We start from the raw sequence: 19314 nt of genomic DNA on the forward strand, positions 1-19314 counted from the left end.
GGGTTGTCAGCAGCGCTGACGAATAACCCTTAATTAAGTGGAGTATCACTATGAGCATTAGCGGAGTTGGTGGTGGTAGTGGCGGCGGCGGTGGCTTTGGCGACATCGGCGGCATGGGTAACCAAGGCAATATAGTTGGCAAGGGAGTCGAGTCGGGCCCGCAACAGGGTGGTGGTCTGGACCCTGAAGCCCTGAAGAAACTTTTGGCGCAACTGTTGGGCGGCGCGGGTGGCGCAGGCGGATCCCAGGGCAGTGGCGGCAGTAGTGGCGGCGATGAGGGTGATCAAGATTCTATGCGCCAACAGATGAGTGGCCAACAACAGCAAGGTGTGCAGATGCCCCCAGAGAACAACAACTCCGTCAACTTTGGCTAATCAAAAGCACTCTGGCGCAGAGAGTTTTGTATAAAAAAGCCCTGCCTGAAACCCAGGCAGGGCTTTTACATTGCTGTACGTCAGTCGATTATTGAATCGAAGAACGCGGCTTGACCGGCTGGTTGTCGTTGGAGATGGTCACTTCAACGCGGCGGTTCATGGCACGGCCCGACACGCTGGCGTTATCGGCAACCGGGTATTCCTTGCCGTAGCCGGTGGTCACGATACGGCCTGGGTTAACGCCCATCTTGATCAGTGCAACCTGCACCGAAGCCGCGCGGCGCTCAGACAGGGTCAGGTTGTAGGCATCGCTGCCGGTGCTGTCGGTGTAGCCTTCGACAATCACTTTGCGATCCGGGTTTTCCTGGAGGAATTGTGCCAGTTTGTTGATGTTCACCAGGCCGCTGGATTTCAGGTCAGCCTTGTTGGTGGCAAACAGCACGTCACCGAAGGTTACCAGGGTACCGCGCTCAGTCTGCTTGGCATTCAAGCTGCCTTGCAGTTGCTTGATCTGTGCGTCGCGGGCTTCGAGCAGGGCGCGGGCACGTTCGTCGCCGGCGTTTTTCAGCTTGGCTTCGGACTCGCGCAGGGCGATGGTGTCCTTGGCCACTTCAACGCGCTGGTTGGTCAGGTAGGCCAGTTGGTCGACCTTCTTCTCGTCTTCCTTGTCGCGGTAAGCCTTGTCGGCCTTGTCCAGCCATTCGCTGGCGTCCTTGGTTTCCAAGGCGGCGATTTTGGTCGCCTGCGGGTTGGCTTGCAGGGCCGAGAAGTTGGTCCGTGCGTTTTCCAGGTTCGCGTTAGGCGGGGTGGAGCAAGCCGCCAGTGCAACGCTCATCGCCAGCAGGGCAGGGATCATCAGTTGTTTACGCATAGTGGTGTCGTCCTTTCAATTCGATTTCGAGTGCGATGCAAACAAGGCGCTGCTTACTTATGCTGGATCACAGCAGGGCGCATACCTTCCTGACGCAGCTCCTGAACAGCCTTCTGAGAATCCTTCAGGGCCAGGTCGGCCTTGGCAGCCTGGGCCTTGCGCTCTGCAACGCGTGCGTCCCACTCGGCCTGTTCGGCCAGGCGACGGGCTTCGTCGTACTTCTTGTCATGCATGGCCAGTTCGGCTTGCTTGAGCTTGTCCTGGGCCGCTTTCATTTCCACGGCGGCGTATTCGGTACCGCCAGCGCTGACGGCGCTGTTCACGGCCGATTGGGTCACGGCGTACTGCTCGGTTGGCGGGTTGCCGGCGCAGCCCGCGAGGACGAAGCTGGTACCGATTGCCAACGCGGCCAATTTAAGCCCGCGCAGATGGTTAAACGAGGATTTGGCAGTGCTGGTCTTCATCGTCTTCAACTCCATTGGGTAACTCCTGAAAAAACATCAAATCCATCTACGGTGTTCAGCGTCTGCGTTTTGGCGGTGAAGCTCAGTGTGCCTTTTCAAACGCCTGTTCCAAGTGATGGCTTACTGGCTGTGACCCAAGGCTTTTTTGAATAGTTCAGCAAAGATGGCGATTTGCCCGAAAAAACATCTGAACAAATCTGACCCGATAGTCAGCGTGTGAAAAATGGAACTTTTGCTGCGCGCAGTAGTACTCAAATGCCCTGAAAGGCCCGGAATAGAAGGGGGAATGCTGTTCAGTGAATAAGCAAAGAAATAGTGGCGAGCGGGCTTGCCACAGAGATGCCGAACATTGCTTGTAAGCGCGAGGCTTGAACGGCACTCTTGAGGATCAAAGCGTCCCGGATTCCTGGCTGGAGATTGGCTGATGAGCGATATCGATGCACGTTTGCGTGAAGATGTTCACCTGCTGGGTGAACTGCTGGGCAACACGATTCGAGAACAGTACGGTGATGAGTTCCTCGACAAGATCGAGCAGATCCGCAAGGGCGCCAAGGCCGATCGCCGGGGCGCGGCAACGGAGGCGGCGGCCGGCGAAGAGCTCAGCGCCAGCCTCAACCAGTTGCAGGAAGACGAGTTGTTGCCGGTGGCGCGTGCGTTCAACCAGTTCCTCAACCTGGCCAATATCGCTGAACAGTACCAACTGATTCACCGGCGCGATGAGTCCCAGCCGGCTCCGTTTGAATCGCGGGTGCTGCCCGAGTTGCTGGCGCGTTTGCAGCGTGAAGGCCATAGCAGTGAATCCCTGGCCCGCCAGTTGGCACGGCTGGAGATCGAGCTGGTGCTCACCGCCCACCCCACCGAAGTCGCGCGCCGCACCCTGATCCAGAAATACGACGCTATCGCCGCGCAACTGGCCTTGCAGGATCACCGTGACTTGACCAGCGCCGAGCGCGAGCAGATTCGTCAACGCCTGCAACGGCTGATCGCCGAAGCCTGGCACACCGAAGAAATCCGCCGCACCCGGCCCACCCCGGTGGACGAGGCCAAGTGGGGCTTTGCGGTGATCGAGCATTCGTTGTGGCACGCGATCCCCAACTACCTGCGCAAGGCCGATCACGCCTTGCACGCCGCCACCGGCCTGCGCCTGCCCCTGGAGGCGGCACCGATCCGCTTCGCCTCGTGGATGGGCGGCGACCGTGACGGCAACCCCAACGTGACGGCGCCCGTGACCCGTGAAGTCTTGCTGCTGGCGCGCTGGATGGCGGCGGACCTGTACTTGCGCGATATCGATCAGTTGGCCTCCGAGCTGTCGATGCAGCAGGCCAGCCCCGAGTTGCAGGCCAGGGTCGGCGATAGCGTCGAGCCTTATCGGGCCTTGCTCAAGCAACTGCGCGAACGCCTGCGCGCCACCCGCAATTGGGCGCACGCGGCGTTGGCCGGCAGCCTCCCGGCGCCGGCCGAGGTGCTGCAAAACAATCGCGACCTGCTGGAGCCGCTGGAGCTGTGCTATCAGTCCCTGCACGCCTGTGGCATGGGCGTGATTGCCGACGGCCCGCTGCTCGATTGCCTGCGCCGTGCGGTAACGTTCGGCCTGTTCCTGGTGCGCCTGGATGTGCGCCAGGACTCCAGCCGGCATTCGGCGGCGATGAGCGAAATCACCGACTACCTGGGCCTGGGTCGCTATGAGGACTGGGACGAAGACGCGCGCATCACCTTCCTGATGCAGGAATTGGCCAACCGTCGCCCATTGTTGCCGGGGTATTTCAAGCCATCGGCCGACACCGCCGAAGTGCTCAATACCTGCAAGGAAATTGCCGCCGCGCCCGCCGCCTCCCTGGGCTCCTACGTTATCTCCATGGCCGGCGCGGCGTCCGATGTGCTGGCGGTGCAGTTGCTGCTCAAGGAGTCCGGGGTGCAGCGGCCGATGCGTGTGGTGCCGCTGTTCGAGACCCTGGCCGACCTGGACAACGCCGGCCCGGTGATCGAGCGCCTGCTGCTGTTGCCCGGCTATCGCGCGCGTCTGCAAGGCCCGCAGGAAGTGATGATCGGCTATTCGGACTCGGCCAAGGACGCCGGCACTACTGCGGCGGCCTGGGCCCAATACCGGGCCCAGGAACGCCTGGTGGATATCTGCCGCGAGCAGCAGGTGGAGTTGCTGTTGTTCCATGGTCGCGGCGGCACCGTTGGCCGTGGCGGCGGCCCGGCCCACGCGGCGATTTTGTCGCAGCCACCGGGCTCGGTGGCCGGGCGGTTCCGCACCACCGAGCAGGGCGAGATGATTCGCTTCAAGTTCGGCCTGCCGGATATCGCCGAGCAGAACCTCAATCTGTACCTGGCCGCGGTACTGGAGGCGACCTTGTTGCCACCGCCACCCCCGGAGCCGGCCTGGCGCCATTTGATGGATGAATTGGCGGCCGATGGTGTCAGCGCCTATCGCGCGGTGGTGCGGGAAAATCCGCAGTTCGTCGAGTATTTTCGCCAGTCCACGCCGGAGCAGGAACTGGGCCGCTTGCCCCTGGGCAGTCGCCCGGCCAAGCGTCGTGCCGGGGGCATCGAGAGCCTGCGCGCAATCCCGTGGATTTTCGGCTGGACCCAGACGCGCCTGATGCTGCCGGCCTGGCTGGGCTGGGAAGCGGCCTTGAGCAAGGCCCTGGAGCGCGGCGAAGGCCAGTTGCTGGGGCAGATGCGTGAGCAATGGCCGTTCTTCCGCACCCGCATCGATATGCTGGAAATGGTCCTGGCCAAGGCCGACGCCGATATCGCCCGGCTGTATGACCAACGTCTGGTACACGCCGACCTGCTGCCATTGGGCGCGCATTTACGCGACCTATTGTCGCAGGCGTGTGCCGTGGTGCTTGGCCTGACCGGCCAGTCGCAGTTGCTGGCCCACAGCCCCGACACCCTGGAGTTCATCCGCCTGCGCAACACCTACCTCGACCCGTTGCACCTGTTGCAGGCCGAGCTGCTGGCCCGCTCCCGCCAGCAGGAGGCGACACAGGACAGCCCTCTGGAACAGGCGCTGCTGGTGTCCGTGGCCGGTATTGCCGCCGGGCTGCGTAACACTGGCTGACATTTGTCGCGTGTTCTCAAGGGCTTGCAGACAAAACCGCCGGCCGACCCGAAAGGGCGGTGCCGGCGGTTTTGGGGCGGGGTTGCACCAAGGGATACCGCGACCAAAAGGCTTGTGTGGTGCGGGTTCTTCCGACTTTTGGCGGCTTGTGTGGTTAGGGCTCGCTGTGTATCTTGATCAGCCTTTGGCCGGTTGGGCGGCCTGGATTCGTATTTTTACGAGCATATTCTACGAGATTGGCCCCACGCGGCGAATCCGAGCGTCATCTCTATAAAAAATTGAGGAGCACATCGATGCGCGTCATTCTGCTGGGAGCTCCCGGGGCCGGTAAAGGTACTCAGGCAAAGTTCATCACTGAAAAGTTCGGCATTCCACAAATCTCCACGGGCGACATGTTGCGCGCTGCCGTCAAGGCCGGCACCGAGCTGGGCCTGATCGCTAAGAGCGTGATGGACAGCGGTGGCCTGGTTTCCGACGACCTGATCATCAACCTGGTCAAGGAACGCATCAGCCAGGAAGACTGCAAGAACGGCTTCCTGTTCGACGGTTTCCCCCGCACCATTCCCCAGGCCGAAGCCCTGGTGAAGGCCGGCGTCGAGTTGGATGCGGTGGTTGAAATCGCCGTTGAAGACGAAGAAATCGTGCAGCGTATTGCCGGTCGCCGCGTTCACGAAGCCTCGGGCCGCGTCTACCACATCGTCTACAACCCGCCCAAAGTGGCAGGCAAGGATGATGTGACTGGTGACGACCTGGTACAGCGCAAGGACGACACCGAAGAAACCGTGCGTCATCGCCTGTCGGTCTACCACTCCCAAACCAAGCCACTGGTAGAGTTCTACCAGAAGCTGTCGGCGGCCCAGGGCAAGCCGAAATACAGCCACATCCCGGGCGTTGGCTCGGTGGAAGCCATCACCGCCAAGGTGCTGCAAGCGCTGAACTGATCTGACGATCGGCTTGACGTTCAACGGCCCGCTTGCGGGCCGTTGTTGTTTATACTGGTAAACTTTTTTTCGATTTGGACACCCCCACCGATGAGCACCCTGCTGGCCCTGGACACCGCGACTGAAGCTTGCTCCGTTGCCCTGCTGCATGACGGCAAGGTCACGAGCCACTATGAGGTGATCCCCCGCTTGCACGCGCAAAAGTTGCTGCCGATGATCAAGCAGTTGTTGCTCGATGCCGGCACCACCTTGTCGGCGGTGGACGCCATCGCCTTTGGCCGCGGCCCGGGGGCGTTCACTGGCGTGCGCATCGCCATCGGCGTGGTGCAGGGCCTGGGGTTTGCCCTGGAGCGCCCGGTATTGCCGGTGTCCAACCTGGCCGTGCTGGCCCAGCGCGCACTGCGTGAGCATGGCGCGGCCCAGGTGGCGGCAGCCATTGATGCACGGATGGATGAGGTCTACTGGGGCTGCTACCGCGAAACTGCTGGCGAGATGCGCCTGGTCGGCGTTGAAGCGGTGCAGCCACCCGAAGCCGCCGCGTTGCCGGCCGATGCCAGTGGCGACTGGTTTGGTGCCGGTACGGGTTGGGGGTATGGCGAGCGGATCGCCGTGGCAACGGTCGGCCAGGATGCCGGGATGTTGCCCCATGCCGAAGACCTGCTGACCCTGGCGCGTTTTGCCTGGGAACGCGGCGAGGCGATCCCGGCTGATCAGGCCGCTCCGGTGTACCTGCGCGATAAAGTGGCGCAGACCAAGGCTGAGCGCGGGCTCTAGGTTTATTGCGGTCAGCCTCTAATGTGGGAGCTGTCGAGCCCCACCGTTGATCGCAGGCAATCCTCACCAATCGTCAGAATTTCCCCCTGGGTTTAAACCTTTGCCCATTTATGTGTTCTAGTTGTCACCAGAGCATTTGCGTGCCAAGGAAAGTGCCGCTAAATTGCCATTACTGATCACGGATCTGCATGCATGCGTATAGACGGCTTTTCTTCCCAGCCCTACCCCCTCAAGCGCAAGCCACGCAAGGCGAACGTGACGGTAGACGAGTCCGTCGAAGAGTCCCCCGACTTTATTGAAGTCCAGCCAGAAACCTCCCAAGGCGCGACGCCTTCCGCGCGCTCCCAGGGCGCCAGCGGCGCACGTATCAGCGGCGTTCCGGCGCGCCAGCAAGACATGGTCTTCCCGCGCTCCATGAGCCGCAACGTTGCCACGGCCCTGGCCAGCTACCTGACCACGGCAGGCTTTGTCGAATGGGATATGGAAGTGCTGGGTCTCGATATCCATATCTGATGCTGTTGCCTTATTTCCTCGGTTGCCCGTCCTGGAGTGAAAACGCCTGGCGCGAGTACCTGTATCCACAAGATGCCCGCGCCACGGATTTTCTCGGGCTCTATTGCCAGGTGTTCAACGCCTGCGAAGGCAACACCACCTTCTACGCGCGGCCCTCGGTGGCCACCGTGCAGCGCTGGGCCGAGATCATGCCCGCGCACTTTCGGTTTACCGCCAAATTTCCCGGTGATATCAGCCACAGTGCTGACCTGCGCGAACAGTTGCCCGCCGCCGAAAGCTTCCTCGGCCTGATGAGCCCGCTGGGCGAGCGGGTTTCGCCACTGTGGCTGCAACTGCCGGCCAGTTTCACCCCGCAGCGGCTGGGGGAACTGGCAGGGTTTATCGACGGCCTGGAGCGCCCGCTGGCGGTGGAAGTGCGTCACCGCGAATTCTTCGCCAAGGGCGACGCCGAGCGCAGCCTCAACCGCTTGCTGCGTGACCGTGGTGTCGAGCGCATCTGCCTGGACCCACGGGCGTTGTTCAGTTGCACTTCAACCTCGGCCGCCGTGCTCCATGCCCAATCGAAAAAGCCCAAGGTCCCGCCCCGGCCGGCGGCGTTGACCCAGTTCCCCCAGGTGCGCTTTATCGGCCACCCGGAGCTGGAAGCCAACGATCCGTTCCTGGTGCCGTGGGTGGAAAAAGTCGCCGGCTGGATCGAGGAAGGGCGCACGCCCTATGTGTTCTTGCACACCTCGGACAACCGCCTGGCGGCCCAACTGGCCATACGCTTTCACCAGCAATTGAGAGTGCGGTTGCCGGGGTTGCCAGCGTTGGCGCAGTTGCATCGGGAACCTGCGGTGGAGCAACTGGGGTTGCTCTAGGCGCGCGGGATCAAGCCGCCAGGCGCAGGTTCTGCAGGATCAGCGGGCGGGCCCAACCACAATCGAAGTCCAATGCCTTTTGCTGCAGCGCTAGTTCTTCATCGGGATACGGTTCGGCGGCGGGTGGCAGCAGGTCCAGTTCGAGCTCGGCAATCGGCAGGAACAACGGCTTGGCTTGCGGCGCCGGGCCCGGGGCGGGTAATGGCTGGCCGGCAGTGAGGACGATGGGGCGTACCCAGCCACTCTCGAAGTTCTGCTGGCGTTGCTGGGCAACGATTTCATCCTCCGGGAACGGCACGGCCGCCGGTGGCAGCAGGTCCAGTTCGAACTCGGCAATCGGCAGGAACAGTGGCTCAGGCGGGGCGACCTCGGTGTCCTGGACGTCGCAATGACGTTGGGTAACGATTTGCGTCAGCAGGTCGCTGCCGGCGCTGGGTTCGATCGAGGCATCCACCGGCACCGGGTCTGCGGCCAACTGCGCCCCTGGCTCCTGGCCAAGCTGCTCGGCCAACGCCCGGGCGAAGAAGTCCTGCCACACATGACTGACGCCGGCCAGCGCTTGGGTATTGCGCAGGCCGAAGTGGTTGTGGGTCGGCAGGACACCGGTGAATAGGGAATGAATGTCTGACATTTCTCTCGGTCGACGCTCAGGGTCTGGCAAAATGCCTGATCCTTTTTTATCGGCCGCTTTTGGCCGATCCTTAATATTTTTGAGCGTAGCAAACGATGAGCGAACAACCCGCGGCCAGCCGCATTCGGGTCGAGGCCTTGGCCGACGGTTTCCAGGCCCGCGCCCAGCACTGGGCCGAGCAGCTTGGCTTGCCTGTGCAGCTGGCGGATGCTGAGTTTGCCCTGCAAGTGGGCGAGCATGGCCTGCAACTGCAACAGCTGGGCCCCGATGCGCCTGGCCCGGTGCGGGTGGATTTTGTCGAGGGCGGTGCGGCCCATCGCCGGCTCTATGGCGGTGGCAGCGGGCAGATGATCGCCAAGGCGGTGGGGGTGTCCCAAGGTGTGCGTCCGCGGGTGCTGGATGCCACGGCGGGCCTGGGCAAGGACGCGTTCGTACTGGCCAGCCTGGGCTGCGAGATGAGCCTGATCGAGCGTCAGCCGTTGATCGGGGCCTTGCTCGAAGATGGCCTGGCGCGTGGGGCGGATGATTTTGAAGTGGCGCCCATTGTTGCGCGGATGACCCTGCTCAAAGGCAACTCCATCGAGGTGATGCGCCATTGGGAGGGGGAGCCGCCGCAGGTGATCTACCTCGACCCGATGTTTCCCCACCGTGAGAAAACCGCCCTGGTGAAGAAGGAAATGCGCCTGTTTCGCCCGCTGGTGGGCGACGACCCGGATGCCCCGGCGTTGCTCGCGGCGGCCTTGGCCCTGGCCAGCCATCGGGTGGTGGTAAAGCGCCCACGCAAGGCGCCGTGCATCGACGGGCCCAAGCCGAGCCATGCGCTGGATGGCAAATCCAGCCGGTACGATATTTATCCGAAGAAAGCGCTCAAGGCCGGTACGCCCGCATAAAAAACCCCACCACTTCCTGCACATGCTCTTCGGCGGCGGCTTTGCTCAAGCGTTCGCCACAGCCATACAGCAAGCGGAAATTGGCCGTGCCCTTGAGCATGCAAAAGAAGTGTTCGGCCGCAGTAAACGGCTTGTCGATGCTCAAGGCACCACTCTGGTTGATCTTGCCCAGCAAGCGTTCCATGCCCTGCAACATCCGCATGGGGCCGGCTTCAAAGAAGATCTGCGACAGCTTCGGATCCTGATTACCCGAGGTCATCATCAAGCGATGCAGGTTCACCGACTCATCGCTGTTGATCAGCAGGTGAAAGCCCCGGGCGATGTTCAGCAGCACCTTCTCCACCGGCACACCGTCGGGCAGCTCGAAATACATCACCGGCAGTTGCGCTTCGCACTTGGCCTCGACGGCGGCGGTGAACAGGGTTTCCTTGTCGGTGAAGTGGCTGTAGACCGTCAGTTTCGACACCCCCGCCTCAAGGGCCACGGCGTCCATGCTGGTGCTCGCGTAACCGTTGCTCAAGAACAGGATTTTCGCTGCGTCGAGGATTGCCTGGCGTTTTGCCATGTCCTTGGGACGCCCGGGGCTATTGGTGGTTACAGGATTGTCAGACATTTTTACTTTAAATAGTGGACTGGTGAGTTTGGTATTAATAACATACCGGTCAGTATAATTACTCCAAGCACTATTTGCGAAAGGTCCTTCAGCATGCGCAGCATTTTCCTGCCCCTCGCGTTGCCTGTCAGCCTTGCTCTTTTATTGGCTGCCTGCGGCCATGAAGAGGCGGCTCAAACCACCGTCCGTCCGGCCATGGTGGTGCAACCACAGCCTTCGGCGCTGGCAATGGACAGCTACCCCGGCGAGGTTCGTGCCCGTTATGAGCCGGACCTGGCCTTTCGCATTGGCGGTAAAGTCAGCCGCCGGCTGGTGGAAGAGGGCGAGCGCGTCAAGGCCAACCAGCCGCTGGCCGAGCTCGACCCCCAGGATGTACGCCTGCAACTGCAGGCCACGCGTGCCCAGGTCACGGCAGCCGAGGCCAATCTGAGCCTGGTGCGGGCCGAGCGTGATCGCTACAAGACCCTGATGGACCGTCAGATGGTCAGCCGCTCCCAGTACGACAATTCCGAAAACCTCTACCGCGCAGGCGTCGCCCGCCTGCAGCAGATCAAGGCCGAATTCGACGTGGCCAACAACCAGGCCGGCTATGCCGTGCTGCGTGCGCCCCAGGATGGGGTGGTGGCCAAGCGTGCGGTGGAAGTCGGGCAAGTGGTGTCTGCCGGGCAGACCGTGTTCACCCTGGCCACCGATGGCGAGCGTGAAGTGTTGATCAGCTTTCCGGAGCAAAGCTTCGGCCGCTTCAAGGTCGGCCAGCCGGTCTCGGTGGAGTTGTGGAGCCAGCCCGAGCAACGTTTCGCAGGGCGCATTCGCGAGCTGTCGCCTGCGGCCGATCCCAAGTCGCGCACCTTTGCTGCCCGTGTTGCCTTCAACGCCGGTAAGGTCCCGGCGGAGCTGGGGCAGAGTGCGCGGGTCTTTATCCAGGCCGACGGTGTGATTCCCTTGGCGGTGCCGCTGTCTGCCCTCAGTGCGGAGAATGGTGTGTCCTACGTCTGGTTGGTCAAGCCGGATAACACCCTCAAGCGCACGGCGGTGCGCATCGGCGCCTTCGGCGAAAAAAGCGTGCCGGTGCTCGAAGGCCTGGCCCCCACTGACTGGGTGATTGCCGCCGGTGTCCATGTGCTCCATGAGGGCCAGCAAGTGCGCCCGGTGGATCGCTCCAACCGGGTGGTGAATCTGGCGGCCAACAAGGAGTAGTCCCCGATGGGTTTCAATCTTTCCGAATGGGCGTTGCGTAATCGCCAGATCGTCCTGTTCCTGATGCTGTTGCTGGCGGTCGTCGGCACGTTGTCCTACACCAAGCTGGGGCAAAGCGAAGATCCACCGTTCACCTTCAAGGCCATGGTCATCAAGACCAACTGGCCAGGCGCCACGGCCCAGGAAGTGTCGCGCCAGGTCACCGAGCGCATTGAAAAGAAACTGATGGAAACCGGCGAGTACGAGCGCATTGTCTCGTTCTCCCGCCCGGGCGAATCCCAGGTCACGTTTATCGCCCGGGACTCGATGCACTCGGCGCAGATTCCCGACCTCTGGTACCAGGTGCGCAAGAAGATCAGCGATATCCGCCAGACCCTGCCACCGGATATCCAGGGCCCGTTCTTCAACGATGAATTCGGCACCACCTTTGGCAATATCTACGCCCTGACCGGCGAGGGTTTTGACTACGCGGTGCTCAAGGACTACGCCGACCGCATCCAGATCCAGCTGCAACGGGTGCCGGATGTGGGCAAGGTCGAGCTGCTGGGGCTACAGGACGAGAAGATCTGGATCGAGCTGTCCAACCTCAAGCTCGCCACCCTCGGCCTGCCCCTGGCGGCGGTGCAACAGGCATTGCAGGAGCAGAACGCGGTGTCTACCGCCGGCTTCTTTGAAACCCCGAGCGAGCGTGTGCAGTTGCGGGTGTCGGGTAACTTCAAGGCGGTGGAAGAGATCCGCAATTTCCCGATCCGCGTGGGCGACCGCACCTTCCGCATCGGCGACGTGGCCGAGATTCACCGTGGCTTCAATGACCCGCCGGCGCCGCGTATGCGCTATATGGGGGACGACGCGATCGGCTTGGCCGTGGCCATGCGTGATGGTGGCGACATCCTGGTGCTGGGCAAGGCCCTTGAGGCTGAGTTCGCACGCCTGCAGAAGAACCTTCCGGCCGGCATGCAGCTGCGCAAGGTGTCGGACCAGCCGGCGGCGGTGAAGACCAGCGTGGGCGAATTCGTCCAGGTGCTGGCCGAGGCCCTGGCGATTGTGCTGCTGGTGAGCTTTTTCTCCCTGGGCGTGCGCACCGGCATGGTGGTGGCCCTGGCGATTCCGCTGGTGCTGGCCATGACCTTTGCCTGCATGTATTACCTGGGGATCGGCCTGCACAAGATCTCCCTCGGTGCCCTGGTATTGGCCCTGGGTTTGTTGGTCGACGACGCGATCATCGCCGTGGAAATGATGGCGATCAAAATGGAGCAGGGCTACGACCGCCTGAAGGCGGCCAGCTTCGCCTGGACCAGTACCGCGTTCCCGATGCTCACCGGTACGCTGATCACCGCAGCCGGCTTCCTGCCGATTGCCACCGCGCAATCGAGTACCGGCGAATACACCCGCTCGATTTTCCAGGTGGTGACCATCGCGCTGCTGGCCTCGTGGGTCGCGGCCGTGGTGTTTGTGCCCTACCTGGGGGAAAAGCTCCTGCCGGACCTGGCGAAGATTCACGCGGCCAAACACGGCGCCGATGGACCGGATCCATACGGTACGCCGTTCTATCAGCGCGTACGGCGCTGGGTAGAGTGGTGCGTACGCCGGCGCAAAACCGTGATTGTGCTGACCGTGCTGCTGTTTATCGGCTCGGTGGCGCTGTTCCGTTTTGTCCCGCAACAATTCTTCCCGGCGTCCGGGCGCCTGGAGCTGATGGTCGACCTGAAGCTGGCCGAAGGCGCCTCGCTGAGTAATACCGCCGATCAGGTCAAGCGTCTCGAAGGCCTGCTCAAGGCGCATGCCGGGATCGACAACTATGTGGCCTATGTCGGCACCGGTTCGCCGCGCTTCTACCTGCCCCTGGACCAGCAACTGCCGGCGGCCAGCTTTGCCCAGTTCGTGGTGCTGGCCAAGACCATCGAGGAGCGCGAAACCCTGCGCACCTGGTTGATCGAGACCCTCAACGAGCAATTCCCCGACCTGCGTTCGCGGGTCACGCGCCTGGAGAACGGCCCGCCGGTTGGTTATCCGGTGCAGTTTCGCGTGACCGGCGAGCACATCGAAGAAGTGCGGGCCCTGGCGCGCAAGGTGGCGGCCAAGGTGCGTGAGAATACCCATGTGGTGAATGTGCATCTGGATTGGGAAGAACCGAGCAAGATCGTCTACCTCAATGTCGACCAGGACCGCGCCCGCGCCCTGGGCGTGAGCACGGCCAACCTGTCGAAATTCCTCCAGAGTTCCCTGACCGGCTCCAGTGTCAGTCAATACCGGGAGGACAACGAGTTGATCGAAATCCTCCTGCGCGGCACCGTGCATGAGCGTACCGAGCTGTCGCTGCTGCCGAGCCTGGCGGTGCCGACCGATAATGGCACCAGCGTGGCGCTGTCGCAGATCGCCACCCTGGAATATGGCTTCGAGGAAGGCATTATCTGGCACCGTAACCGCCTGCCAACCGTGACTGTACGCGCCGATATCTATGGCAAGGAGCAGCCGGCGACCCTGGTCCAGCAGATCCTGCCGACTCTGGCCGCGGTGCGTGCCGAACTGCCGGATGGTTACCTGCTGGACGTGGGCGGCACCGTGGAAGACTCCGCCCGTGGCCAGAATTCGGTGAAAGCCGGCGTGCCGCTGTTTATCGTGGTGGTGCTGACCTTGCTGATGCTGCAACTGCGCAGCTTCTCGCGCACGGCCATGGTGTTCCTTACCGCGCCGTTGGGGCTGATTGGCGTGACGCTGTTCCTGCTGGTGTTCCGCCAGCCGTTTGGTTTCGTGGCCATGCTGGGGACTATCGCGTTGTCGGGGATGATCATGCGCAACTCGGTGATCCTGGTGGACCAGATCGAGCAGGACATCAAGGCCGGCCTGGAACCCTGGCAAGCGATTATCGAAGCCACCGTGCGGCGCTTCCGGCCGATTGTGCTGACCGCGCTGGCGGCGGTGCTGGCGATGATCCCGCTGTCGCGCAGTGTGTTCTTCGGGCCAATGGCGGTGGCGATCATGGGCGGGTTGATTGTGGCGACGGCGCTGACGTTGCTGTTTTTGCCGGCGTTGTATGCGGCGTGGTTCCGGGTCAAGCCGAGATCCGCATAACGTGGAGTAAATAGGCTACACGGTTTAGGAACTGTTTTTTGCGCACCTGCCACTCAGGGATTACCTGGGTTTCAGGTGCCTTTTCCTGGCGGCGGGGTTGCTCCAGGAGGAGGTTTCATTAAATGTGAGGAATGACCTATGGGCATGTTTGGGCTAGCAGGGTTCGGTATGATGCCGATGATGGCCTTCAAAATGGGGAAACACTTCGGCAAGGGCAAGGGCAAATCCAAATGTAAGCCACCGCCCTGCCAGCAGCACCACCATCACCACGCTCAACCACAGCAGTTCTCCAGTACCATCAAGTACGAGGGCAAAATCACCTACAGCTGATGGTAGTGAGGTGCATATCTGCTGGGCAATAACACCAACGCCCCGATTATTCGGGGCGTTGGTGTTTGTTGCCGACGGTGTACCTAGAGGGCGCCGAACACTTTCTTCGCCAGGCTGGTGGCGGCGGCTGCCGGGTTCTGGCGGATGCTTTCTTCCTGTTGGGCAATCATCTTGAACAAACCGTCCAGCGCTTGTTCAGTCACGTAGTTTTCGACGCTGTCGCTCTTGCCGCCCAACAACCCCATGGGCGCTTTTTTGGCCAGCGCGTTGTACTGCTGGGCAACACCGACCTTGTCCGTGGATTGCTTGACGATTGGCAGGAACTTGGCGCGGATCTGCTCGCGGCTGCTTTTGTCCAGATACTGGGTCGCTGAATCCTGGCCGCCGCTGAGGATGCCCTTGGCGTCGCTCACGCTCATGTTTTTCACGGCATTGACCAGAATCGGCTGGGCCTGGGTCACAGCGGACTCGGCGGCCTTGTTCATGCTGGCTTCAAGTTGGCTGATCTGATCGCCCATACCGAGCATTTTCAGGGCGCCGGCGGCTTTTTCCAGCTTGCCCGGCAAACCGATTTTCACCTCGGGGTTATTGCTGAAACCACCGGGAGCCCCCAGTTGCTTGACGGCAATCTGCGCGCCTTGGGTCAGCGCGTCCTTGAGGCCGCCCGTGGCGTCGCCCTGGGACAGGTCACCGAGGGACAGGGCCATGGCGTTGGCACCGAGCAGCAGGCCCGCGCACAGGGCGCTGAGGCGAAGAGAGTTGCGGAGCATGGGCGCTTCCTTTTTATCGACTGGATCAGTGGGTAACGGCGTCAACGCGCAGGCGAAGCGGCTGGGGATCCTGGCCGTTCAACTGCACCGAATGGCGCTCGGTGGTGATAAACATTAGCTTGCCATCCAGCTCGATGCGAGCGCTGACCGAATAGCTGTGGCCGGGCTTGACCTGGGCCGGGTCGTAGTTCAGGTGGAAAGGCAGCGGCACCTGGCCGTTGACCGGGCCTTTCTGCTCGGCCAGGGTCACGGCGGGGGCGTCGGCCAGGGACACATCCTGCAGGCTGACGCTCAAGGTGGCGGCAGGCGGCAGGGCAATGCGTTGCAGGTAGAACACTTCGCCATCAAGGCTGGCTTTGGGCGCGGGATTCATCGAGTGACAGGCTCCCAGCAGGGCGGTCAGGCCCAGGAGAATGATTTTTTTCATGGTACAGCTCCTTGTCAACGGCGCCAGAAACACCCTGGCGCCCTGGTAAATCTAGCGGGTTTCGTCCGCGGCGTCCGGCGCGGGCGCTTCCTCGTTGCGGTGCAGCGCCACCTGGCGGATCGACAGGCGAATCTCCGCCGGCAGCACCCGCTTGGCCGCGCCTTCGGCCAACTCGCCGAGCAGGTCGTGGTAACTCAGCTTGCCGGCTTCATCGCGGCGCAGCACATCTTGCTCCAGCAATGTCTGGATGAAATGTCGGAAAAGGCTCTTATCGAAGAACTCCGGGGCATTCAGGCCATGTAGGATCGACAGGCGCTGGGCCATGACTGTGCACAGGTCTTCCAGTTCTTCGGCGCTGATACTGTTCTGGCCGCTGTTGAGCAACAGGGAAATGGCCATATAGAAGCGTTGCAGGGTCTGGGCAATGCTCTTGGACAGCAGGGTCAGCAGCACAAAGTTGCGCGAGCTGGGGGCCGGGCGCAGGTAGATGTTGTTTTCAAAGCGCAGCAGGCCTTGTTCCACCAGGGCTTCGAGCCACTGGTCGACCACCGCGTCCAGCTCGTCCAGGGACCAGCGGATAAACAACTCCGATTGCAGGTACGGATACAGCGCGCGGGTGTAGCGCAGGATCTGTTCGCGGCTCATGCGCGAGCTGCTCTGGAAGAAACTGGCCAACAGCGCCGGCAGGGCGAAAATATGCAGCACATTGTTGCGGTAATAGGTCATCAGGACCGCGTTTTGCTCGTCCAGGTACAGGATCTTGCCCAGGGCATCGCTCTGTTCCGACAGCAGGTGCATATCTTTGACGTGCTTGATCAGGGCCTGGCCGTCGCCCTCGGGCAGCGTGGTGTGGGGCGAGTAGGGCACCCGGCGCAGCAGCGCCAGGTACAGGTCCAGCACCCGCGCCATGGCCTGGTCGTCCAGGGCCAGGCGGCTGGTGGACAGTAGCGCCAGCGCCACCAAGTTCACCGGGTTGATCGCGGCGGCTTCGTTGAGGTGCTGGGCCACCCGTTCGCCGAGGCGGTTGGTGGTCTCGTTGAGCCAGGCCGGCTTGTAGTGGGGCGCCAGTTCCTGGGTGCGCCAGTCCGGTTGCTCGTGGTCGAGAAACTCCGCCAGCTTGATCGGCTCGCCGAAGTTGACCGCCACCTGGCCAAAGCGCTGCTTGAGCGCGCCAATGACCTTGAAGATATCGAAGATCGACTCTTTCTTTTTTGTCGCCCCGCGCAGTTCGCCCAGGTAGGTGCGGCCTTCCAGCACCCGTTCGTAGCCGATATACACCGGCACAAACACGATCGGCATGCGTGAGGAACGCAGGAAGCTGCGCAGGGTGATCGCCAGCATCCCGGTCTTGGGCTGCAGCATGCGCCCGGTACGCGAGCGCCCGCCCTCGACGAAGTACTCCACCGGGAAACCCTTGGTGAACAGGGTGTGCAGGTATTCGTTGAACACTGAGGTGTACAGCGGGTTGCCCTTGAACGTGCGGCGCATGAAAAACGCCCCGCCACGGCGCAACAGGCTGCCGATCACCGGCATATTGAGGTTGATCCCGGCGGCGATGTGCGGCGGGGTCAAGCCGTTCTTGAACAGCAGGTACGACAGCAGCAGGTAGTCGATATGGCTGCGGTGGCAGGGTACGTAGATCACTTCGTAACCCTGGGCGACCTTTTGCACACCTTCGATATTGTTGACCTTGATCCCGTCGTAGATCTTGTTCCAGAACCAGCTCAGCACCACTTCGAGGAAGCGGATGGCGGTGTAGGTGTAGTCCGAGGCGATCTCGTTGCCGTAGCGCAAGGCCAGGGCCTTGGCTTTTTCCGGGCTGATGTTCTCGCGCTCGGCCTCATCGAGGATCGCCTGGCGCACCAGCGGCATGTTTACCAGGCCCTTGACCAGGTTGCGCCGGTGGGACAGGTCGGGGCCGATCACGGCGGTCTTGAGGTTGCGAAAGTGCACCCGCAGGATCCGTTGGGCCATGCGCACCGTACGTTCGTGACCTTTATTGTGCTCGATCAATTCACGCAGGTTGATTGGCGCAGAGAATTGCACCCGGGTCTTGCGCCCCAGGATCAGGATACTCAACAGCCGGCGCAGGCGCCCGGTGACGGCCCAGCTGTCGGCGAACAGCAGTTTCCAGGGGCTGGACTCGCTGGCTGGCGACTGGCCCCAGAACACGCTGACCGGGATGACCTGGGCATTTTCCTCGGCGTGCTCGCTCAGGGTGTTGACCAGGCGCGTCAGGGTCGGTGGTGCGCCGCGCTTGTCCTGGCGGCCGAGCCAGTCCGGGTCGGGGGTCAGGTAGAAGAACGCCGCCGGTTCCATCAACGGGCCAACGGACACCGGCAGCACCGGGCGCGGCAGGCCGGCCTTGGTGCACTCGGCATCCACCACGGCCAGTTCGGTCAGGGAGGGCGATTGCAGGACGTAGAACACCGGCCGGCTGCGGTCCAGGTTTAGGGTGAGGGACGACTGGTTGATCGTTTCCGAGCGAACCCAGAGGTACAACAGTCGGCGCAAGGTGCCAAATACCAGACGGCGGAACGGGGAGCGGGTCATAGGTGTGCTGCTTTGAGTGGGAAAAACCGAGCAGGCGCTCGGGCGGGTAGTGTGCCGTATTCGCCGAAAATCGGCAAAAAAGCAGCGAAGTAAAGTTGAGTTGATCGTTTTTGAGCCTGTCTTATACTCGGCAGTTCAATTGGGCTGACTCAACAATAAAAAACCAGTGGGAGCAAACAGATGACAACGCGCGAAACCGGCAATGTGAAGTGGTTCAACGACGCCAAGGGCTATGGCTTTATCCAGCGGGAGGACGGCAAGGATGTGTTTGTGCACTACCGCGCCATCCGCGGGGAAGGCCACCGCTCCCTGGCCGAGGGCCAGCAGGTGGAATACGCCGTGGTGACCGGTGAGAAGGGCTTGCAGGCGGAGGATGTGGTCGGTCTTTAAAGCCGATTTCTGCAACGCCGCTGAACCCATGTGGGAGCGGGCTTGTGTGGGAGCTGGCTTGCCTGCGATACAGTCACCTCGGTCTCTCTGTCAGACCATGGTGATGCTATCGCAGGCAAGCCAGCTCCCACACAAGCCAGCCCCTACACAAGCCCGCCCCCACACTGACCAGGTTGGGTCAGGCAGTTTTCCAGGTGATCTGTTCTTCACCATCGGTGCTGATGCGAATCCAGGTGTCGGCGCTTTCCTCACCTTCTTCCTCGACCCACGTTCCCGGCGCGCAGCGCACTTCAACGTTCAGCGCGGCAAACGCCGCACGGGCGCAGGCAATGTCGTCTGCCCACGGGGTCTGGTCGCTTTCCAGGTACAGGCTGTTCCACTTGCCCACGGCCTTGGGCAACCAGGTCACTGGCACATTGCCGGCCTTGCACTTGTAGGTCTGGCCCTTTTGTACCCAGTCGGTACATGGCCCCAGGGCCGCGCCCAGCCAGGCGGCGATGGCCTTGTAGTCGACGTCGGCGTCCTTGAGGTAAATCTCGATATCGGGTTGGCGCATGGATGTTCCTCGTTGCGG

General features: G+C 62.0%; 19 protein-coding genes. 11 read left to right on the plus strand and 8 right to left on the minus strand.

The genetic code is table 11. The features are described from left to right. Positions 1–50 precede the first annotated feature (50 nt). Positions 51–374: a hypothetical protein gene (locus BLL38_RS08395; RefSeq protein WP_076962137.1), complete on the plus strand. Its 324-nt coding sequence runs from the start codon at positions 51–53 to the stop codon at positions 372–374. 88 nt (positions 375–462) lie between these two features. Here BLL38_RS08395 and lptF read toward each other — a convergent pair whose 3' ends face one another. Next, positions 463–1245, minus strand: a complete 783-nt coding sequence (gene lptF / locus BLL38_RS08400) for a lipotoxin F family OmpA-related lipoprotein LptF (protein ID WP_076962138.1) — start codon at positions 1243–1245, stop codon at positions 463–465. Between the two features lie 53 nt (positions 1246–1298). Next, a complete protein-coding gene (locus BLL38_RS08405) occupies positions 1299–1724 on the minus strand; it encodes a DUF4398 domain-containing protein (protein ID WP_076962139.1) in 426 nt (141 codons plus the stop codon). 409 nt (positions 1725–2133) lie between these two features. Here BLL38_RS08405 and ppc point away from each other — a divergent pair, with 409 nt between their 5' ends. The 5 genes from ppc (at position 2134) to BLL38_RS08430 (ending at position 7867) form a co-directional block, all read left to right on the plus strand. After that, positions 2134–4779, plus strand: coding sequence for a phosphoenolpyruvate carboxylase (ppc, locus tag BLL38_RS08410; protein WP_076962140.1), 2646 nt, complete (start codon positions 2134–2136; stop codon positions 4777–4779). Between the two features lie 293 nt (positions 4780–5072). Further along, positions 5073–5720, plus strand: a complete 648-nt coding sequence (gene adk / locus BLL38_RS08415) for an adenylate kinase (RefSeq protein ID WP_029300155.1) — start codon at positions 5073–5075, stop codon at positions 5718–5720. A 90-nt stretch (positions 5721–5810) separates the two neighbouring features. Then, positions 5811–6494 carry a tRNA (adenosine(37)-N6)-threonylcarbamoyltransferase complex dimerization subunit type 1 TsaB gene (tsaB, locus tag BLL38_RS08420; protein WP_076962141.1) on the plus strand — a complete coding sequence of 228 codons (684 nt, stop codon included), beginning with the start codon at positions 5811–5813 and terminating at the stop codon, positions 6492–6494. 192 nt (positions 6495–6686) lie between these two features. After that, complete coding sequence (locus BLL38_RS08425; RefSeq protein ID WP_076962142.1) at positions 6687–7007, plus strand: hypothetical protein; 321 nt, start codon at positions 6687–6689, stop codon at positions 7005–7007. After that, positions 7007–7867 (plus strand): DUF72 domain-containing protein, encoded by an 861-nt coding sequence (locus BLL38_RS08430; RefSeq protein ID WP_076962143.1) that lies wholly within the window; start codon positions 7007–7009, stop codon positions 7865–7867. Before BLL38_RS08425 ends, BLL38_RS08430 begins: the two co-directional genes overlap by 1 nt. A gap of 10 nt (positions 7868–7877) precedes the next feature. Here the strand turns inward: BLL38_RS08430 and BLL38_RS08435 are convergent, their stop codons facing one another. Beyond that, positions 7878–8498: an energy transducer TonB gene (locus BLL38_RS08435; RefSeq protein ID WP_076962144.1), complete on the minus strand. Its 621-nt coding sequence runs from the start codon at positions 8496–8498 to the stop codon at positions 7878–7880. Positions 8499–8593: 95 nt separating this feature from the next. Here BLL38_RS08435 and BLL38_RS08440 point away from each other — a divergent pair, with 95 nt between their 5' ends. Further along, entirely contained in the window at positions 8594–9388 is a 795-nt protein-coding gene (locus BLL38_RS08440) for a class I SAM-dependent methyltransferase (protein WP_076962145.1), read from the plus strand. Here BLL38_RS08440 and BLL38_RS08445 read toward each other — a convergent pair. Next, the gene (locus BLL38_RS08445; RefSeq protein ID WP_076962146.1) at positions 9366–10001 is read right to left on the minus strand and encodes a TetR/AcrR family transcriptional regulator; all 636 of its coding nucleotides are present in this window, start codon (positions 9999–10001) and stop codon (positions 9366–9368) included. The genes BLL38_RS08440 and BLL38_RS08445 overlap by 23 nt on opposite strands. Before the next feature lie 93 nt (positions 10002–10094). On the opposite strand from BLL38_RS08445, the gene BLL38_RS08450 reads away from it, so the two are divergent. The 3 genes from BLL38_RS08450 (at position 10095) to BLL38_RS08460 (ending at position 14600) form a co-directional block, all read left to right on the plus strand. Continuing rightward, positions 10095–11198 carry an efflux RND transporter periplasmic adaptor subunit gene (locus BLL38_RS08450; protein ID WP_076962147.1) on the plus strand — a complete coding sequence of 368 codons (1104 nt, stop codon included), beginning with the start codon at positions 10095–10097 and terminating at the stop codon, positions 11196–11198. A gap of 6 nt (positions 11199–11204) precedes the next feature. After that, positions 11205–14270 carry an efflux RND transporter permease subunit gene (locus BLL38_RS08455; RefSeq protein WP_076962148.1) on the plus strand — a complete coding sequence of 1022 codons (3066 nt, stop codon included), beginning with the start codon at positions 11205–11207 and terminating at the stop codon, positions 14268–14270. A gap of 138 nt (positions 14271–14408) precedes the next feature. After that, positions 14409–14600 (plus strand): hypothetical protein, encoded by a 192-nt coding sequence (locus tag BLL38_RS08460; protein ID WP_076962149.1) that lies wholly within the window; start codon positions 14409–14411, stop codon positions 14598–14600. 83 nt (positions 14601–14683) lie between these two features. On the opposite strand, the gene BLL38_RS08465 is transcribed toward BLL38_RS08460, so the two are convergent. The 3 genes from BLL38_RS08465 to plsB are packed head-to-tail and all read right to left on the minus strand — an operon-like array spanning position 14684 to position 18350. Then, positions 14684–15370, minus strand: a complete 687-nt coding sequence (locus BLL38_RS08465; protein WP_076962150.1) for a DUF4197 domain-containing protein — start codon at positions 15368–15370, stop codon at positions 14684–14686. 25 nt (positions 15371–15395) lie between these two features. Further along, positions 15396–15797 (minus strand): YbaY family lipoprotein, encoded by a 402-nt coding sequence (locus BLL38_RS08470; RefSeq protein WP_076962151.1) that lies wholly within the window; start codon positions 15795–15797, stop codon positions 15396–15398. Positions 15798–15848: 51 nt separating this feature from the next. Next, entirely contained in the window at positions 15849–18350 is a 2502-nt protein-coding gene (gene plsB / locus BLL38_RS08475) for a glycerol-3-phosphate 1-O-acyltransferase PlsB (protein ID WP_076962152.1), read from the minus strand. A gap of 180 nt (positions 18351–18530) precedes the next feature. Between plsB and BLL38_RS08480 the strand changes: the two genes are divergently transcribed. Further along, entirely contained in the window at positions 18531–18740 is a 210-nt protein-coding gene (locus tag BLL38_RS08480; protein ID WP_003189131.1) for a cold-shock protein, read from the plus strand. Between the two features lie 178 nt (positions 18741–18918). Here the strand turns inward: BLL38_RS08480 and BLL38_RS08485 are convergent, their stop codons facing one another. Next, entirely contained in the window at positions 18919–19296 is a 378-nt protein-coding gene (locus BLL38_RS08485) for a hypothetical protein (protein WP_076962153.1), read from the minus strand. Positions 19297–19314 lie beyond the last annotated feature (18 nt).

The organism is Pseudomonas gessardii (assembly GCF_001983165.1).
Lineage (GTDB): Bacteria > Pseudomonadota > Gammaproteobacteria > Pseudomonadales > Pseudomonadaceae > Aquipseudomonas > Aquipseudomonas gessardii.

Coding starts and splice junctions, on each gene's coding strand:
- BLL38_RS08395 (WP_076962137.1), top strand. CDS start 51: ATGAGCATTAGCGGAGTTGGTGGTGGTAGTGGCGGCGGCGGTGGCTTT.
- lptF (WP_076962138.1), bottom strand. CDS start 1,245: ATGCGTAAACAACTGATGATCCCTGCCCTGCTGGCGATGAGCGTTGCA.
- BLL38_RS08405 (WP_076962139.1), bottom strand. CDS start 1,724: ATGGAGTTGAAGACGATGAAGACCAGCACTGCCAAATCCTCGTTTAAC.
- ppc (WP_076962140.1), top strand. CDS start 2,134: ATGAGCGATATCGATGCACGTTTGCGTGAAGATGTTCACCTGCTGGGT.
- adk (WP_029300155.1), top strand. CDS start 5,073: ATGCGCGTCATTCTGCTGGGAGCTCCCGGGGCCGGTAAAGGTACTCAG.
- tsaB (WP_076962141.1), top strand. CDS start 5,811: ATGAGCACCCTGCTGGCCCTGGACACCGCGACTGAAGCTTGCTCCGTT.
- BLL38_RS08425 (WP_076962142.1), top strand. CDS start 6,687: ATGCGTATAGACGGCTTTTCTTCCCAGCCCTACCCCCTCAAGCGCAAG.
- BLL38_RS08430 (WP_076962143.1), top strand. CDS start 7,007: ATGCTGTTGCCTTATTTCCTCGGTTGCCCGTCCTGGAGTGAAAACGCC.
- BLL38_RS08435 (WP_076962144.1), bottom strand. CDS start 8,498: ATGTCAGACATTCATTCCCTATTCACCGGTGTCCTGCCGACCCACAAC.
- BLL38_RS08440 (WP_076962145.1), top strand. CDS start 8,594: ATGAGCGAACAACCCGCGGCCAGCCGCATTCGGGTCGAGGCCTTGGCC.
- BLL38_RS08445 (WP_076962146.1), bottom strand. CDS start 10,001: ATGTCTGACAATCCTGTAACCACCAATAGCCCCGGGCGTCCCAAGGAC.
- BLL38_RS08450 (WP_076962147.1), top strand. CDS start 10,095: ATGCGCAGCATTTTCCTGCCCCTCGCGTTGCCTGTCAGCCTTGCTCTT.
- BLL38_RS08455 (WP_076962148.1), top strand. CDS start 11,205: ATGGGTTTCAATCTTTCCGAATGGGCGTTGCGTAATCGCCAGATCGTC.
- BLL38_RS08460 (WP_076962149.1), top strand. CDS start 14,409: ATGGGCATGTTTGGGCTAGCAGGGTTCGGTATGATGCCGATGATGGCC.
- BLL38_RS08465 (WP_076962150.1), bottom strand. CDS start 15,370: ATGCTCCGCAACTCTCTTCGCCTCAGCGCCCTGTGCGCGGGCCTGCTG.
- BLL38_RS08470 (WP_076962151.1), bottom strand. CDS start 15,797: ATGAAAAAAATCATTCTCCTGGGCCTGACCGCCCTGCTGGGAGCCTGT.
- plsB (WP_076962152.1), bottom strand. CDS start 18,350: ATGACCCGCTCCCCGTTCCGCCGTCTGGTATTTGGCACCTTGCGCCGA.
- BLL38_RS08480 (WP_003189131.1), top strand. CDS start 18,531: ATGACAACGCGCGAAACCGGCAATGTGAAGTGGTTCAACGACGCCAAG.
- BLL38_RS08485 (WP_076962153.1), bottom strand. CDS start 19,296: ATGCGCCAACCCGATATCGAGATTTACCTCAAGGACGCCGACGTCGAC.